15 protein-coding genes and 1 pseudogene are annotated in these 15,645 nt (G+C 59.5%); 9 read left to right on the top strand and 7 right to left on the bottom strand.

Translation table 11 applies throughout. The features are described 5' to 3' along the window. Nucleotides 1–45: 45 nt before the first annotated feature. The 4 genes from FHP24_RS06120 to FHP24_RS06105 all read right to left on the bottom strand — a co-directional run bounded on the left by FHP24_RS06120 (nt 46) and on the right by FHP24_RS06105 (nt 4,467). Entirely contained in the window at nt 46–936 is an 891-nt protein-coding gene (locus FHP24_RS06120; protein ID WP_180355912.1) for a hypothetical protein, read from the bottom strand. 219 nt (nt 937–1,155) lie between these two features. Then, complete coding sequence (gene cysN / locus FHP24_RS06115; protein WP_139674314.1) at nt 1,156–2,661, bottom strand: sulfate adenylyltransferase subunit CysN; 1,506 nt, start codon at nt 2,659–2,661, stop codon at nt 1,156–1,158. 1 nt (nt 2,662) lies between these two features. Continuing rightward, on the bottom strand, nt 2,663–3,616 hold the full coding sequence (cysD, locus tag FHP24_RS06110) for a sulfate adenylyltransferase subunit CysD (RefSeq protein WP_139674310.1): 954 nt from the start codon (nt 3,614–3,616) through the stop codon (nt 2,663–2,665). Between the two features lie 53 nt (nt 3,617–3,669). Beyond that, on the bottom strand, nt 3,670–4,467 hold the full coding sequence (locus FHP24_RS06105; RefSeq protein WP_139674307.1) for a phosphoadenylyl-sulfate reductase: 798 nt from the start codon (nt 4,465–4,467) through the stop codon (nt 3,670–3,672). 363 nt (nt 4,468–4,830) lie between these two features. Here FHP24_RS06105 and FHP24_RS06100 point away from each other — a divergent pair, with 363 nt between their 5' ends. The 9 genes from FHP24_RS06100 (at nt 4,831) to FHP24_RS06060 (ending at nt 13,750) form a co-directional block, all read left to right on the top strand. Then, complete coding sequence (locus FHP24_RS06100; protein WP_139674304.1) at nt 4,831–5,295, top strand: RrF2 family transcriptional regulator; 465 nt, start codon at nt 4,831–4,833, stop codon at nt 5,293–5,295. Between the two features lie 81 nt (nt 5,296–5,376). Continuing rightward, complete coding sequence (locus FHP24_RS06095; protein WP_246091615.1) at nt 5,377–5,883, top strand: GNAT family N-acetyltransferase; 507 nt, start codon at nt 5,377–5,379, stop codon at nt 5,881–5,883. Nucleotides 5,884–6,139: 256 nt separating this feature from the next. Further along, entirely contained in the window at nt 6,140–7,177 is a 1,038-nt protein-coding gene (locus FHP24_RS06090) for a sulfate ABC transporter substrate-binding protein (protein WP_139674301.1), read from the top strand. 90 nt (nt 7,178–7,267) lie between these two features. Beyond that, complete coding sequence (cysT, locus tag FHP24_RS06085; RefSeq protein WP_139674299.1) at nt 7,268–8,125, top strand: sulfate ABC transporter permease subunit CysT; 858 nt, start codon at nt 7,268–7,270, stop codon at nt 8,123–8,125. Further along, the gene (gene cysW, locus FHP24_RS06080; RefSeq protein WP_180355911.1) at nt 8,118–8,978 is read left to right on the top strand and encodes a sulfate ABC transporter permease subunit CysW; all 861 of its coding nucleotides are present in this window, start codon (nt 8,118–8,120) and stop codon (nt 8,976–8,978) included. Before cysT ends, cysW begins: the two co-directional genes overlap by 8 nt. Before the next feature lie 12 nt (nt 8,979–8,990). Beyond that, entirely contained in the window at nt 8,991–10,028 is a 1,038-nt protein-coding gene (locus FHP24_RS06075; protein WP_139674293.1) for a sulfate/molybdate ABC transporter ATP-binding protein, read from the top strand. A gap of 80 nt (nt 10,029–10,108) precedes the next feature. Then, nucleotides 10,109–11,086 carry an alpha/beta hydrolase gene (locus FHP24_RS06070; RefSeq protein ID WP_139674290.1) on the top strand — a complete coding sequence of 326 codons (978 nt, stop codon included), beginning with the start codon at nt 10,109–10,111 and terminating at the stop codon, nt 11,084–11,086. A gap of 310 nt (nt 11,087–11,396) precedes the next feature. Then, complete coding sequence (locus tag FHP24_RS06065; protein ID WP_246091614.1) at nt 11,397–12,386, top strand: GNAT family N-acetyltransferase; 990 nt, start codon at nt 11,397–11,399, stop codon at nt 12,384–12,386. Continuing rightward, nucleotides 12,383–13,750 (top strand): virulence factor family protein, encoded by a 1,368-nt coding sequence (locus FHP24_RS06060; protein ID WP_139674284.1) that lies wholly within the window; start codon nt 12,383–12,385, stop codon nt 13,748–13,750. Before FHP24_RS06065 ends, FHP24_RS06060 begins: the two co-directional genes overlap by 4 nt. A gap of 17 nt (nt 13,751–13,767) precedes the next feature. Here FHP24_RS06060 and FHP24_RS06055 read toward each other — a convergent pair whose 3' ends face one another. The 3 genes and pseudogenes from FHP24_RS06055 to FHP24_RS29390 all read right to left on the bottom strand — a co-directional run. Further along, entirely contained in the window at nt 13,768–14,127 is a 360-nt protein-coding gene (locus tag FHP24_RS06055) for a hypothetical protein (protein WP_139674282.1), read from the bottom strand. Between the two features lie 22 nt (nt 14,128–14,149). Further along, on the bottom strand, nt 14,150–14,746 hold the full coding sequence (locus tag FHP24_RS29395; RefSeq protein WP_139674279.1) for a S8 family peptidase: 597 nt from the start codon (nt 14,744–14,746) through the stop codon (nt 14,150–14,152). A gap of 67 nt (nt 14,747–14,813) precedes the next feature. Next, nucleotides 14,814–15,167: pseudogene (locus FHP24_RS29390) on the bottom strand (S8 family serine peptidase); the annotation flags it as partial. Nucleotides 15,168–15,645: the final 478 nt, after the last annotated feature.

The raw sequence follows: 15,645 nt of genomic DNA, 5'->3' as shown, positions 1-15,645 counted from the left end.
TTTTCTTTTCTGGATCCGATCTTTGAAAGACGTCAGCCGGTCGCTTTACGCTGCACGCTCCGCGAAGTTGACACCGATGAATTCGTTGTCTGCAGTGCGCCGTGCCCTTTGGTTGGTGCCGGGCGTACGGACCGGATGATCGTGCACATGTAACCCGTGGATATGTTCGATCCACTTGGCATTCTTGCAGATGCGCCTTGCTCTGAGCATGTTCCAGGGCGCGATCTTGCGCATCTTGTTCTCGTCGTTGAATTCGTTGACCGCCAGCCATTCGCCGACCCAGGGATTGACCGTGATGTCGCCGATGTCATCGAGGTAGACCGGCACCAGCGGGAGGTATTTTTCCGGCATGTCGGTGAATACGGCGAGAGCGTCCTTGGCAGACGAATAATAGTCGACGTCCACCGATGCGAAGCCGATCGGTGCGGACGCGTCCACCGTTTTCAAGAAATCGGGCAGGGTCTCGGTAATCGGCCCGATGATCAGTTCGCAATTGGCGGGAAGGCTGGCCCTCAGCTTTTCATGATCCATCGGGAAATCACCGGCCGCATAGGCTTCGGGCAGGTCTCGATAGTCGATCGGCTCGGGCATGCCGGTGCCGGTATCAAAGCCGACAATGCGGAATTCGATCCCGGTAACCTTCGTCACTTCGGCTGCGATATGGCAGATATTGATAAGGCCGGCCCCGGCCGCCACGCCGAACTCGAGCAGCGTGAGGCGCTTGTAACCCCACTCATGGGCAAGGTCGGCTGCCCGCAGGATGGGAAACGCATATTGCGGTCGCACCACGAGGTCGAAATCGACCTTGCGTCGAAAACTGCCGAACAGGGCAACGAATGCAGAGGCCATATTGATGTGAAGCGGTTCTGTCAGGCGCTCGACGAAAACGCGCGACAATTTATCTTTCTGCAGAATTCTCTTGAAAAGGGGATTCATATGTCAGTCTCCCGATCAACGATAAAGTCATGTCGAATCGAAAGGCAGAATATGAATAGCGGTCAGGTTGTAAATGGTGCGGCGATACTCGCGCACGATTTGAGCGGATTAGTTGAAACTATGCTTAGCGCAAAGGGTAAATACTATAGCACAACTGCGCATTCCACGGGTGGAGGCAGAGCTTGGAGGCGGCAAAGCCGCCTCCAACTGGAACCCTGATCAGATATCGCTGCCGGCATTGGAGAATATCTCTGCCGCCTCAGATGATGTCATGCGCCTGATTTCGGCCTCGTCGCGACGGCTGGCGAAAAGCTCGCTCGCCATCAGTTGTTCCGCGAGATCCGCCGGCAAGGATAGAACGACGCGCTGTTCGCCATCACGGCCGCGATGAATGCCATCAACACCACCACGCTTGGCCGTCACCATTCCGCCGGCAACCGTGTTCAGCGTATCGGGATCGATCAGGATGAAAGCGCCCGTCGAACGGTTCTGCTCATAGGCGTCGAACACCGCCGGTTCATCGAAGGACAGGCGCACCTTGCCGATCGCGTTCATCGAAAGCACCGATGCATGCGATTTCCAGTGGCCGGTCTGCAGGTCGAGTTGCGAAAGCGGTTCGATGGTGACGCGCTGGCGGCGCGAGCCGCTCTTCAGCCAGTAGCGTTTGCCCGGTTCGATACCGCCTGGCTGCAACGCCACGAGCTGCGCGTCGAAGGACGTGCCGGTCATCGGCTGGTTGTCGATCGAGACGATCAGGTCGCCGCGCGCCACATCCACCTGGCGGTCGAGAACGAGCGTCACCGCGTCGCCGGCAACGGCGGCATTGCGCACCAGATCGAAGGTAACGATCTGCTTTACATTCGCGACCGTACCCGAAGGCAGGATCGCCACAGAGTCGCCCGGCTTGATCGCACCGCCCGACACCGTTCCCTGATACCCGCGAAAACTCTCTCCGGGGCGTACGACACGCTGGATCGGCAGGCGAAAACCGCCGGCCTGGGTCGAACGGCTGGTGGCAAGCTCGAGCGCCTCGATCAGCGTCGGGCCTTCATACCATGGCATGGCCGAAGCACCTGACGTGACGACGTTTTCGCCCTTCAGCGCCGACATCGGGATCGCCGTGATCTGGCGCACGCCGAGCGCCAGTGCGAATTCGCGGAATTCATGCGAGATCTTTTCGAACACGGCCTTGTCGTAACCGATCAGGTCGATCTTGTTGACCGCCAGCACGAACTGTCGAATGCCCATCAGCGCCGCGATCGTTGCGTGCCGGCGGGTCTGTTCGAGCAGGCCGGCGCGGGCGTCGGCCAGCAGGATGGCGAGATCGGCGGTCGAGGCGCCGGTCACCATGTTGCGGGTATATTGCTCATGGCCGGGCGTATCGGCGACGATGAACGAGCGCCGGTCGGTGGAGAAATAGCGATAGGCGACGTCGATCGTGATCCCCTGTTCGCGTTCCGCCTGAAGGCCGTCCAGCAGCAGCGCGAAATCGGGCAGGCCGAGATCGTTCTGTTGTCCGCTGTCGCGAGCAAGCGTCGCCGCCTGATCTTCCTTTACCGCCTTGGTGTCCCAGAGCAGCCGGCCGATCAGGGTCGACTTGCCGTCGTCGACCGAGCCGCAGGTAATCATGCGAAGCGGGCGCGTGTCGCGTGTCACGCGGGCGGCGGATTCGGCGAAGGGTATGACGTTTGCCGAAGCACTATTGGCTGTTGCTGTGGCGCTCATCTCAGAAATATCCCTCGCGCTTCTTCTTTTCCATGGATCCGGACTGGTCGCGGTCGATGGCGCGGCCCTGGCGTTCGGAGACGGTGGCGATCTCGAGTTCGGCGATGACTTCATCGAGGTTGGATGCCGTCGAGCGGATCGCGCCGGTCAGCGGGAAGCAACCGAGCGTGCGGAAGCGGATCATGCCGTGCTGGATTTCTTCGCCGGGGAGCAGTTGAAGCCTCGGGTCTTCCGCGAGGATCATCATCCCGTCGCGTTCCACATAGGGGCGCTCGGCTGCGTAATAGAGCGGTACGAGCGGAATATCTTCCGCCTGGATGTAGCGCCAGATATCGACTTCGGTCCAGTTCGACAGCGGGAAGGCGCGAACGCTCTCCCCCTTTTTGATCATTCCGTTATAGATATTCCAAAGTTCCGGACGCTGGTTGCGCGGGTCCCATTTGTGGTCCGGGGTTCGGAAGGAATAGATGCGTTCCTTGGCGCGGGAGGCTTCCTCGTCGCGCCGTGCGCCACCGAAGGCCGCGTCGTAATTGCCGGCATCCAGCGCCTGGCGGAGCGCTTCGGTCTTCATCACATCGGTATAGAACGCAGATCCGTGGGTGAACGGCGTGATATTCTCTTGCGCGCCGCGCTTGTTGGTGTGGACCACCAGATCGAGATCGTATTTCTCGGCGATCTGGTCGCGGAACTCGATCATCTCCTTGAACTTCCATGTCGTATCGACATGCAGAAGCGGGAAGGGGACGCGGCCGGGATAAAAAGCCTTGCGCGCCAGGTGCAGCAGGACAGATGAATCCTTGCCGATCGAATAGAGCATGACCGGATTTTCGAATTCCGCCGCGACCTCGCGGAAGATGTGGATCGCTTCGTTTTCCAGGGCCTTAAGGTGCGGATCGAGCGGTGGGCGGGAAACGGGTGGGTTCTTGATTTCCGTTTCCTGTGCAGACAGGGACATTTCGGTCTCCGGTAGGTCTTGAATGTTTCACACAAAGAGTGGGGACTTGAGCGTCAGCGGGCGATGGAACTCGCCAGCGGAGCCGAAGCCGGTATCGGCTGAGACGCGTTTTCCGGGACATGCAGTCCGCATTCGCGTTTCTCGTCACCTTCCCACCACCATCGTCCAGCGCGTTCAGGCTCGCCGGGCTTGATGGCGCGGGTACAGGGCTCGCAGCCGATGGAGGGATAACCGCGGGCATGCAGCGGGTTGATCGGGATATCCTGCGACGTCACATGGGCGTTGATCGTTTCGATATCCCAGTCGGCCAGGGGGTTGACCTTGATGAGATCGCGCTCGGCGTCGTATTCGGCAAACGGCGTGGACGCACGGTTGCCGGACTGGCCACGGCGCAGGCCCGTCACCCACACCTGCGCTCCTGCAAGTGCCTTGGCGAGCGGAATCAGCTTTCTCACGTGACAGCAGGCGTGACGCGCTTCGATGCTGTCGTAAAAACCGTTGAGGCCATATTTTTCGGCATAGGCATCGATATCGTCCTGTTCCGGCCGGAACCGTCGGATGGCAATGTCGTAGCGATCTTCCGTTTCGGAAATCAGCTCGACCGTTTCCTTGAACAGGCGTCCGGTTTCCAGCGTCGAAACCTCGACCGGGAGGCGGTGCGTGCCGATCGCGGCGGTAATCACCTGATCTTCTATTCCAAGCGAGGTTGTGAAAACGGCATGGCCAAGTTCGGCGGCAGCGGAAAGACGGCCGGGAAGATCAAGGCTTGCAAGTCTGGCGTTCAGTTCGGCAGCGAGGATCTCTGCATCCTCTCCATACGCGATACGCTCAATCACATCATGCGACGTCATGGTTCTTCTTTCATCAGCAAGTGCTTGCATTATCGCGGGTTGCACAAGGAGATGACAGGAAAAGCCGTTTCTTCAGCCGGTTCTGCGGAGCAAATATCTCTCCAAAGCTCTGCCTACACAGAAAACCTGCCGCCTTAACCAAATGTGACTGTTTTTACGGCAGCAAATGCCCGCATAGGTTTGTAATTTTTGCATGTTTGCGCTAGTTCATAAGCCAGTGTGCAATGCGGCATCGACGTTTGCACAAAGGCGACTGCGGATGTCGCTTTCAAGCCATTCGCAGAGCCATGGAATGCGAAATGTGAAGCGGCGACGTGAGGTTCAAATCGGCCTCGCGGCGGCGTTGCTGTTGATGGTTGCGTGATGATATCCCAGAAAGCGAAATACGCGCTGAGAGCCCTTGCGGCGCTGGCGCAGGCCGATCCGGATGAGCCCATGCTCATCTCGGAGATAGCGGTCCAGCAGTCTATCCCGAAGAAGTTTCTGGAACAGATCTTGCTTGACCTGAAGCGCTCCGGCATCGTTGTCAGCCGCCGCGGCAAGCAGGGCGGATATCTGCTGCTCAAATCCGCCGATGCCATCTCTTTTGGCGAAGTCCTGCGCTTGATGGATGGGCCCATCGCACCGCTTCCCTGCCTGTCGCAGACCGCCTATCGCAAATGCGACGACTGTGACGGCGAACACCTCTGTGAGATCCGCCACGTCTTCGCCCGTGTGGCCGATGCAACTCGCGACGTCCTGTTCAACACCACGATCGCCGATGCCATCGAAGGGGCAGGCGAGGGCACGCAAAAGCCCGCTCAGGTGCGCGAACTGCTGACGGCGTAAGTCTCTCTCTGTCAAACATGCTGCTGTCTATTGAGTAGCAACAGGTCATGCTAATGTGCTCCTGCAATCGAGGGGCGTGGCATGTTTTCCTTGTCCATCGCAAAATCGCCGGATGATTTCGAGATCGCCGCGGCACTCTGCCGTGAACTGGCGGAATGGGACGTCGCCATGGCTGCGACCCATGGCGTTGATGCGCAACTGGTGATGGATCTCTATCACGGTGAGACTGCGGCAAGCCTTGCCCGGCGTTACGCGCAACCGGGGACAGGAATGCTGCTGGCATCCTGGGATGGCCGGCCGGCGGGATGTTTGGCCTTTTCCGTTTTCGACGATACGGCGGACGAGCTTCACAGGTTTTATGTCGATCCCGGCTTCCGCCGAAAAGGCATCGGCGGCAGCCTGATGCGAGCGGTGATCAACGCCGTAGAAACCCGCCGGAAAAAGTGGTTGCTGGCCCACACCACCATCTACATGATCGATGCGATCGCCATCTATCGCGCCTACGGTTTCGACTTCTGCCCGCCCTTCCGTGACGTGCCGGAGGCGGTCGGCCATACGGAGGTTTTCCTGAAAAGGGAGGCGGAGTGATGCCGAAAATGACCTCCCGGAACCAATTCCTGCCGGATTGTGTTTTTGCGGATCGGTGTTTTCCCAGCGCTGCCGTTCTGCCACTCTAGGTTCGCGGGACGCATTCTTTGTCGCGTGAACCCCTTCAAGGGAAACAGTTTTGCCTTCTTTTCGCCGTGAATTGACTAAGACGACCTGACCGATAGAGTTTAGCCCAGATTACAGGCCGCAGGTACGGGCCCAAATTTACAGGCCAAGGCTTCACAGGAGAGACCCTATGCTGAACTTCACCGATGGGATTGGAAAGCGGCTTGCAGTGCTCGCGCTCGGCGTGACTCTCGCCGCCGGAAGCATTGCGCCGGCCTTTGCCGAGACCCAGCTTCTCAACGTGTCCTACGATCCGACACGCGAGCTCTACAAGGATTTCAACGCAGCCTTCGCCAAGCACTGGAAGGCTGAGGGCGGCGATGATGTCACCATCCGCCAGTCGCATGGTGGTTCCGGCGCGCAGGCACGCTCCGTAATCGACGGTCTTGAAGCCGATGTCGTGACGCTGGCGCTGGAAAGCGACATCAACGCCATCCAGAAGACCGGCAAAATCAAGGAAGATTGGCGCACCCGTCTGCCCAACAATGCCTCGCCTTACACCTCGACGATCGTCTTTCTCGTGCGCAAAGGCAATCCAAAGGGCATCAAGAACTGGGGCGATCTGGTGAAAGGCGATGTCTCCATCGTCACCCCGAACCCGAAGACCTCGGGCGGCGCCCGCTGGAACTATCTTGCAGCCTGGGCCTGGGCCAATGAAGAATTCAAGGGCGATCAGGACAAGATCAAGGCCTATATCGGCGATCTCTACAAGCGCGCTCCGGTTCTCGACACCGGCGCTCGCGGCTCTACGGTGACCTTCGCCCAGCGCCAGATCGGCGACGTCCTGCTCGCCTGGGAAAACGAGGCCTATCTGGCCGGTGAGGAATTCGGCAAGGACGCTTTCGATATCGTCGTCCCGCCGATCTCGATCCTCGCCGAACCGCCGGTTGCGGTCGTCGATTCGACGGTCGATGCCAAGGGCACCCGCAAGGTGGCGGAAGCCTATCTGCAATATCTCTATTCGGATGAAGGCCAGAACATTGCGGCCAAGCACTTCTACCGCCCGTCCAAGCCTGAAGTGGTCAAGCCTGAACTTCTGAAGCAGCTGCCGCCGATCAAGCTCGTCACCATCGACGACCCGATCTTCGGCGGTTGGAAGAAGGCCCAGCCGGAGCATTTCGGTGACGGCGGCGTCTTCGACCAGATCTACAAGCCCGGCGCCAAGTAAAAGGCTTCAAGTGACACTCGGCGCACGGTGCGGTAGTTTCATGCCGCATCGTCGCCATGTTGGGCCTGTCAGAAGAATTCGGAACCAAGCATGACCGCATCCGCTACCGCTTCAAAAGCGGGCTGGAGATTGAAACAGCCGAGTATCATCCCGGGCTTCGGGTTGACGCTCGGCTTTTCGCTCGCCTACCTGTCGCTGATCATACTCATTCCTATCGCCGGCCTGCTTTGGCGCACGGCGGATCTCGGTTGGTCCGGCTTCCTCGCCATACTGTCCGACGAGCGAACGATCAGAGCCCTCTACATCTCGTTCGGCACTGCCTTTATCGCAGCACTGGTCAATGTCGTCTTCGGCACGCTGCTCGCTTGGGTGCTCACCCGTTATCGTTTTCCCGGCCGCCGGTTGATCGATGCGATGGTCGATCTTCCCTTCGCCCTGCCGACGGCGGTCGCCGGTATCGCCTTTGCCTCGCTTTATGCACCGAATGGCTGGATCGGCTCGCTTTTCATGCCGTTCCGCATCGCGTTCACGCCGATCGGTATCGTTATCGCGCTGATCTTCATCGGTTTGCCCTTCGTAGTGCGCACCGTGCAGCCGATCATGGAAGAGATCGACCGCGAAGTGGAGGAGGCGGCCGCCACGCTTGGCGCCAACCGTTTCCAGACGATCTTCAACGTGCTTTTGCCCGGCCTGACGCCGGCGCTGCTGACCGGCTTCGCACTCGCTTTTGCCCGCGGCGTCGGTGAATACGGCTCGGTCATCTTCATTGCCGGCAACATCCCCTATGTTTCGGAAATCGCGCCGCTGCTGATCGTCATCCGGCTGGAAGAGTTCAACTATGCAGGTGCGACCGCAATCGCCACGATCATGCTGCTGATCTCCTTTGCCATGCTGCTGGTGATCAATCTCATCCAGGCCTGGAGCCGAAAGAGGTATGGCAATGTCTGAGAACCGCCGCATCCTCTTCCGTAACCCGGCCGATGAAAGCTTCACAACCAAGCTCGTCCTCGTCTGTCTGTCGCTTGTCTTCCTCGGCTTCTTCCTTTTCCTGCCGCTCGTGGTGGTTTTTGTCGAAGCATTCCGCAAGGGCGGGGAGGCCTATTACGAAGCTTTGGCCGAACCCGACGCCTGGGCCGCTATCCGGTTGACACTGACGGTGGCCGCCATCGCCGTGCCGCTCAACCTTGTTTTCGGTCTCGCAGCCTCCTGGGCCATCGCCAAGTTCGAGTTCAAGGGCAAGGCGTTTCTGACCACCCTGATCGACCTTCCGTTTTCGATCTCGCCGGTCATATCGGGCCTCGTTTATGTGCTCCTGTTCGGCACCGGAAGCCTGCTCGGGCCATGGCTGAAAAGCTACGGCATTGAGGTGTTGTTCGCCGTGCCCGGCATCGTGCTCGCCACCGTGTTCGTCACCTTTCCCTTCGTCGCACGCGAACTGATCCCGCTGATGCAGGATCAGGGCACCGGCGACGAGGAGGCGGCGCTGTCGCTCGGCGCCTCGGGCTGGCAGACCTTCTGGTATGTGACGCTGCCCAATATCAAATGGGGCCTGCTTTACGGCGTACTGCTCTGCAACGCCCGCGCCATGGGTGAGTTCGGCGCCGTGTCGGTTGTTTCCGGCCGTATCCGCGGCCTCACCAACACCATGCCGCTGCATGTCGAGATACTCTATAATGAGTACAACATGGTCGCTGCCTTCGCTGTGGCCTCGCTGTTGGCGCTTCTGGCACTCGTCACGCTCGCATTGAAAACCTTTCTCGAACTTCGGTTCGGTGCCGGCGCAGCCGGCGGCCGGCACTAGGATACATCGCGCATGGAAGTCAAAATCAACAATATCCGCAAGGAATTCGACCGCTTCGCCGCGCTGCACGATGTGTCGCTGAACATCGCATCCGGTGAACTGATCGCACTGCTCGGGCCTTCCGGCTCCGGCAAGACGACGCTTTTGCGCCTGATCGCAGGTCTGGATTTCCCGACGGCCGGCCAGATTTTCTTCGGTGAGGAAGATGCCTCGCATCACTCGGTGCAGGATCGCAATGTCGGCTTCGTTTTCCAGCATTACGCGCTGTTCCGCCACATGACGGTGGCGCAGAACATCGGCTTCGGCCTGAAGGTGCGCCCGTCAGCCAGCCGCCCGCCGAAAAGCGAGATCAAGAAGCGCGTCTCCGACCTTTTGGACATGGTGCAACTGTCGGGACTGGAAAACCGTTATCCGAACCAGCTTTCCGGCGGTCAGCGCCAGCGCGTGGCGCTTGCCCGCGCCATGGCGATCGAACCACGCATCCTGCTTCTCGACGAACCTTTTGGCGCGCTCGATGCGAAAGTCAGGAAGGAACTGCGCCGCTGGCTGCGTGAATTCCACGATCGCACCGGCCACACGACGGTCTTCGTCACCCATGACCAGGAAGAAGCGCTGGAACTCGCCGACCGCGTCGTCGTCATGAGCCAGGGCAAGATCGAGCAGGTTGGCTCGGCGGATGACGTCTACGACCGCCCGCAATCTCCCTTCGTTTTCTCCTTCATCGGCGAATCCTCGCATCTACCGGTCGAGGTGAAGGATGGTGCAGTTCTGTTCCAAGGAGAGCCGATCGGTATTTCGCAAGGTTCCGACAGTGCCGGCGACCTGTTTTTCCGCCCGGAAGACGTGGTGTTGACGGATGAGCGCGAGGCGCTGTCCGGCAAGGTTACCGCCTCTCGGCGTCTGGCCGGCACCCGCATCGCCGAGATCGACATCGCCAACAATGGCCATGCGCCTTTCCATGTCGAGGTCGAGGTTCCGTTGCACGCGCCGATCGAGCTCGGCTCCGAAGCCCGCTTCCGCCCGACCCGCTGGAAAATCTTTACCAAGTAACGGATGGCCGGCGTCGTGCCGGAACCCCTCGACCTTGCCTACGTTCCAGCCCTGTCCAGGAATGAAGAGCGAGGGCTGGAATGCCGTTTTTGTCGAAGCTTGTTCTATCCGCCATTGTCAGCGTCGGCCTTGCTGCTTCTGCACATGCAGGGTCGATCGCGGATGCCAGCTTTCACAGCAATGCACTCGATGCCGAATTCCCCATCAACGTCTACAAGCCGGATGGCGAGGTGCCGGAAGGCGGCTGGCCGGTTCTGTATTTGTTGCACGGCCATGACGGCGACCAGAACAGCTGGCGCGACCTTGGCGAGATACACGCGACGCTCGACAGGCTAATTGCGGAAAAGACGATCCGTCCGCTGGTCGTCGTCATGCCGGGCGTTGAGAACAGCTGGTACGTGGATTCCGCCGCCGTAGCAGGGCCGGGCGACTACGAGACAGCCATCACCTCCGATCTCCGCCACGAAATCGAAAACACCATGACTGTGCGCAAGGACCGTGAGGGCAGGGCGATTGCCGGCCTGTCGATGGGCGGCTTCGGCGCGCTGCATCTGGCTTACGGCCATGAGGATCTTTATGGCGCGGTGGCCAGCCTGTCCGGGGCTATCTGGCAGAATGTACCGGCTTCCGATCTCGACAAGACCCCGGCCGACCTGAAACTCATCGAAGACAGCGCCTTCTTCCATCGCATCGATCGGACCACAGTCACCAGTGGCGTCGTGCTTCCTTCGACCGGCGATCATTTTTCCGGCGCGTTCGGCACGCCCTTCGATGCGCGGCTGTTCAACGAAAAGAACATCTTCACTCTCGTCGCCCAGCATATTGCCGAACAGACCGACCTGCCGGCAACCTTCATCACCTGCGGCGATGATGACGGCTTCTTTCTCTGGCGCGGTGCAGTGGCATTGCACGAGACGCTGCAGGCCGGCGGCCGTCCGTCCGAACTGCGGATCACCGATGGCGATCATGTGTGGTCGGTGTGGAAACTGACGATCATCGATGCGGTGCGCTTTATCGATGGCCAATGGGACAAGACGGAGAAGGTCGCAAAAGACTAGCGCATCGTCAGGCGGTCGGGTTTCTGGCTAAAACCCGTTTTGCGTGCATAGGCGCACATGTCCGGCCTATGTGTCGCAGCCGCTACATCTTTGAGGCGTAAGACTCGGTAAATGGAAATACGCTAAGGCAATTGCGGTTCAACGTCTCTATAGGCTTCCAATGTCGGCTCAAGTCGATGAAACCTGCCAATCTGAGCAGAATGTTCTGCTACCATCGACTGTAGTCGATACCATTTCACCATCGCGTCAGCCACTGTTTGCCCGTTTTCTCCGCGCAGCCAGCCAGGACAGACGTGTCCGGAAAGGCCCCTTGCCGGAAGAAATGGAAAAGGCGCTTGCAATCCTCGCAACCCAGCCCAATGCCAGCGCGGGCCTTGTCCGACTTGGCGACAAAAGCATCCTGTTTTCCGACTGCGAGCAGGCATTCGTCATGTATGCCAAACACGGCCATTCGCTGGTCGCACTGTTCGACCCGGTCGGCCCGCAGCACCTCTGGCCGGAGCTGCTGGAAAAATTCATGGTGACGGCGCGCGGCGAGGGCTGTCGGCCAGTTTTCTATCAGGTTTCAAAGGCTTTCCTGCCACATGCCTTCGATAGCGGCCTGCGCCCCTACAAGCTCGGGGAGCAGGCGGTGGTGGATCTGACGCGTTTCGACCTCAAGGGTGGCGCCTGGCTGAAACTGCGTCGCTCGATCAATCGCGCCGAACGCGACGGGCTGGAATTTTCCATGCTTCCGGCAGACGAGGTGCCGGAAGTCATCGATGAGCTTCTTTCGGTCTCACGCACATGGCTGGCTTCGCATAACGCGTCGGAAAAGGGTTTTTCGCTTGGCACGTTCGATCTTGCCTATGTCAAGGCATGCCCGGTGGCGGTCATCCGCATGGAAGGGCGTATCGTCGCTTTCGCCAATATTCTCGAAGCCGGGCAGCATGGCGATGCCTTCATCGACCTCATGCGCCACATTCCGGATGTCCATCGCGGCATGATGGATCTGCTCTTCGTGCGTATCATGGAGCATATGAAGGCGCGTGGATTCCGCACCCTCAATCTCGGCATGGCGCCGCTTGCGGGCCTGGCAGACCACCATTACGCCCCGCTTTGGAACCGCCTTGGCCGCGAGATCTTCGAATTCGGCGAGCGCTTCTACAATTTCCGTGGTGTGCAGGCTTTCAAGTCCAAGTTCGATCCGGTCTGGCAACCGCGTTATCTCGTGGTCTCCGGCCGTGGCCTTCCGTTCGCCTCCATCTTCGATGTCACCATGCTGATCGGTGGCGGCTTGCGCGGAATATTGCGCAGATGAGGGCACTGCCGGTTATCGTTGCAGCGATTACCCTGGTCGCTGGTATCGCTGAACTCTACCGCTCGTATTTCGCCCAAAACGAGATCGTCAGTCTGCCAACCTCCCGCATCAGCGATCCGCAGGTGAAGGAAAAAGGCATCATCGTCCTGTTGTCGGATGGCGATGGCTGGGGCGCTCAGGAAGACAGTATGTCGGATGCACTGACTGCCGACGGCGCTGTGGTCGTGGGCGTCGATCTGCCGGATTACTATGCCGAACTCGGCGAAGAAAAGCGGGACTGCCTCTATCTTGTCTCGGATATCGAGGAACTCAGCCGTCAGATCCACCGCAACCGCGAGATGACGACCTATCGCCCACCCATGGTCGCCGGTATCGGTGCGGGCGGATCGCTGGCTCTGGCAATTGCCGCCCAGACACCATTCTCCACCATCGGTGCAACGCTGGCTGTCGACCCGGAGCCGTCTATTCCGCTGTCGAAAATCCTCTGCACGCCTGCGCCGAAAATCAGCGTTGACGGCGGTATGAGCTACGGCCTGACGGAAGGCGCCTTGCCGAACGCGGTCGATGTCGTGTTCACCCCTGAAGCCGGCGAGGGTGGGCGAGATCATGTCGATGATCTCAAACGCTCCCACCCCGGCATCGAGGTAACGGCGCAAGACGAGGTCTCGGAAGATGCCCTGCTCACGGTCTCGCGCAGCATGCTGACCGCCGCCGCCACGAACGGTTCCCCGCTCGACCTTCCGATCGTGCCGATCGAGTCCGCACCGACCCGCAACACGATGGCGATCATCTATTCCGGCGACGGCGGCTGGCGCGATATCGACCAGAAGCTCGGGGCACATCTGCAGGACGAGGGCATCCCTGTTGTTGGTGTCGATGCGCTGCGCTACTTCTGGAATGAAAAGACGCCGGAACAGACGGCGGCAGACCTCTCCCGCATCATCGCCACCTACCGCGAACGCTGGAAGGTCGAAAACGTCGTGCTGATCGGTTATTCCTTCGGCGCCAACATCCTGCCCGCCACCTATCGCCGGCTTCCCGAAAGCGACCGGCAAGCCGTTCGTCTCGTGTCGCTTCTGGCGCTGTCGCATCAGGCCGATTTCGAAATCGCCGTCACCGGCTGGCTTGGTTATACCGGCGCCGGCAAACATGGTGATCCGGTCGACGACCTGAGCGGTGTCGAGCCTAACAAGATCCAGTGCATCCATGGTGTGGAAGAAGAAGACAGCGCTTGTCCGGCAGTCGAAGAGATCGCCGGCACCGATGTCCAGTCACGCAAAGGCGGTCATCATTTCGATGGCGACTACGAGGCGCTGACCCGCCTGATCGTCGATCGACTGGACCGGCTGTCACCTATGATGTGAGACGATAACGCGGTATGTTATATCGCCGCGAAACTTGCTTCATTGGGTACGAGATCGACCTGTCGTCCATCGAAAAGGTCCGAATGTTCGCCAATCGCCTGTTTCCAGGCGGCCGCAGGCCCCTTGGCGATCAGCTGCATCGAGCCGTTCATCGTGTTGACGACCTTCAGGCCGAGCGGCTCGTAGGCGTTCAACGTATCGATGACCGGGGCTTTTATCCGCGACGATACCTCCCGCAGGGCAGCTTTCCGCGCGCTCAGGTCCGGAATATCCCAGACATGCGACAATTCCTGATCGGCATTGACTTCGACGATGAAAACGATCGAGTCCTGAGGGGCGGAGTTCGACACGATCTTCCTGACTCTGGCATTCAGCATGGTGAATCCTTTGAAGGAAGAGCTAGGGTCCCGGTACCAGACCGTCAAGATGGACGCAGCCTTTACCCACTCGCGGGTCATTATACGCCCAGATATCACTATATCTCGTTAACGTCATCAACGCATCCACAAAATGCTGCGGTGCGCTCGTTTTCCGGCTTCGGGCCTCCTCCAGAATAAGCGCCAGCGCGCCGCTAACGCATGGAGTCGCCATCGAACTTCCGTTCATGGAGGCGTAACCGCCGCCTGCAAGTGCGCTGTGGATATCGACGCCGGGCGCAACGATATTGGGCTTTCTGCGGCCTCGCCGACCCGCTTCTCCATAGGAGCGTCCCCAGTCGCTGAAGACCGCGACTCTATCGTTTCGGTCTATGGCACCGACGCCGATCACATTATCGAGCTTTCCGGGAAAACTGTGATTGCCGCCGCCCAGATGGCCGTTATTGCCGATCGCGGCAACCACAACGACACCCAGTTTCGAGGCATTGTTGATGGTTTCGTGAAGGCTTTTGATGTCTCCTGGGTTCATATGCGGCGTGCCCAGAGACGCGTTGATGATCTCCACGCCGTTGGCATCGGGCCCCGCCTGGTCGATGAGCCAGTTGAGCGCACCGAGCATCTGGGCGAAGGAACCACGCAGCTGGCCGTCTCTTGTGCTCGTCAAGGCGGCCGGCGACTGAAAGGTGAGCGTCGGGCGCTATCCCGGCCGTATGACCGACACAGATGCCGGCGACGTGGGTTCCGTGCGTACCGAAATCGCGCTTCGGAGCATTCTCGACCAGAATGCCGTTTTCATCGAACTCGCTGTAGACGATATCCTTGTGAGAGAATTCCGGATGGTCGGGATCTATGCCCGTATCGAGAATGCCGATCGAAATACCTTTTCCGCGATAGTCTTGGGGTTCTGCGCCGGCATTCGGCAGAATTCGGCGATGCCAGAAATCCGGCGGCGTTTCCAACCTGACGGTATCCGGTGCACTCACCAGAATTTCAGAGTTCGTCAGAACTTCGGCGCCTTGCTTTTGCAGGATCTCGATCATCGGCTGTTCCAGGCGCGGCAGGATCGCTATGCCCAGCGCTTCCAGATATACGCCGCGCAGGGCAAGGCGTTTGCCATGTCTGACACGCGCCACCGACGGCAATGACTGACGGTAAGTATGCGATGCGTTGATGAGATCCAGCGTTGTCTTCGATCGTGATGCCATCGCAGAGTGTATCAGGCGTCGCAACTCCCGGCGTGAGTTCACCGATGTGCCTTGAAGCGGGAGGGTTTTTCTGCCGATATCGGAGTCCGGCTCGCCACTTTGCTCGCTGAGGTACCGATTGTCGGGCAAAAGAAGAATGATCGACGATTCCGGCGACACCTCAATATCCGAGGCAAGGATCCCAATCTCCGGGCGACCGTACTGGGCAAGCGATTGGATGCCGCGTTTGCTCTTGTAGAGGCGGATCCACCGCCGCCTGAGATTTCGCCGGTGGCGTTTTCCCGCAAACCCGCCGCTTCTGCGCCAGATGGAT

Source organism: Aliirhizobium smilacinae (assembly GCF_006335145.1).
In the GTDB taxonomy this organism is placed as follows: domain Bacteria; phylum Pseudomonadota; class Alphaproteobacteria; order Rhizobiales; family Rhizobiaceae; genus Neorhizobium; species Neorhizobium smilacinae.
This window is presented reverse-complemented; position numbering and strand designations above follow the sequence as displayed.

Bases quoted from the DNA above. Each gene is read 5' to 3' on its own strand.
- FHP24_RS06120 (WP_180355912.1), bottom strand. From the start codon at position 936: ATGAATCCCCTTTTCAAGAGAATTCTGCAGAAAGATAAATTGTCGCGC.
- cysN (WP_139674314.1), bottom strand. From the start codon at position 2,661: ATGAGCGCCACAGCAACAGCCAATAGTGCTTCGGCAAACGTCATACCC.
- cysD (WP_139674310.1), bottom strand. From the start codon at position 3,616: ATGTCCCTGTCTGCACAGGAAACGGAAATCAAGAACCCACCCGTTTCC.
- FHP24_RS06105 (WP_139674307.1), bottom strand. From the start codon at position 4,467: ATGACGTCGCATGATGTGATTGAGCGTATCGCGTATGGAGAGGATGCA.
- FHP24_RS06100 (WP_139674304.1), top strand. From the start codon at position 4,831: ATGATATCCCAGAAAGCGAAATACGCGCTGAGAGCCCTTGCGGCGCTG.
- FHP24_RS06095 (WP_246091615.1), top strand. From the start codon at position 5,377: ATGTTTTCCTTGTCCATCGCAAAATCGCCGGATGATTTCGAGATCGCC.
- FHP24_RS06090 (WP_139674301.1), top strand. From the start codon at position 6,140: ATGCTGAACTTCACCGATGGGATTGGAAAGCGGCTTGCAGTGCTCGCG.
- cysT (WP_139674299.1), top strand. From the start codon at position 7,268: ATGACCGCATCCGCTACCGCTTCAAAAGCGGGCTGGAGATTGAAACAG.
- cysW (WP_180355911.1), top strand. From the start codon at position 8,118: ATGTCTGAGAACCGCCGCATCCTCTTCCGTAACCCGGCCGATGAAAGC.
- FHP24_RS06075 (WP_139674293.1), top strand. From the start codon at position 8,991: ATGGAAGTCAAAATCAACAATATCCGCAAGGAATTCGACCGCTTCGCC.
- FHP24_RS06070 (WP_139674290.1), top strand. From the start codon at position 10,109: ATGCCGTTTTTGTCGAAGCTTGTTCTATCCGCCATTGTCAGCGTCGGC.
- FHP24_RS06060 (WP_139674284.1), top strand. From the start codon at position 12,383: ATGAGGGCACTGCCGGTTATCGTTGCAGCGATTACCCTGGTCGCTGGT.
- FHP24_RS06055 (WP_139674282.1), bottom strand. From the start codon at position 14,127: ATGCTGAATGCCAGAGTCAGGAAGATCGTGTCGAACTCCGCCCCTCAG.
- FHP24_RS29395 (WP_139674279.1), bottom strand. From the start codon at position 14,746: ATGCTCGGTGCGCTCAACTGGCTCATCGACCAGGCGGGGCCCGATGCC.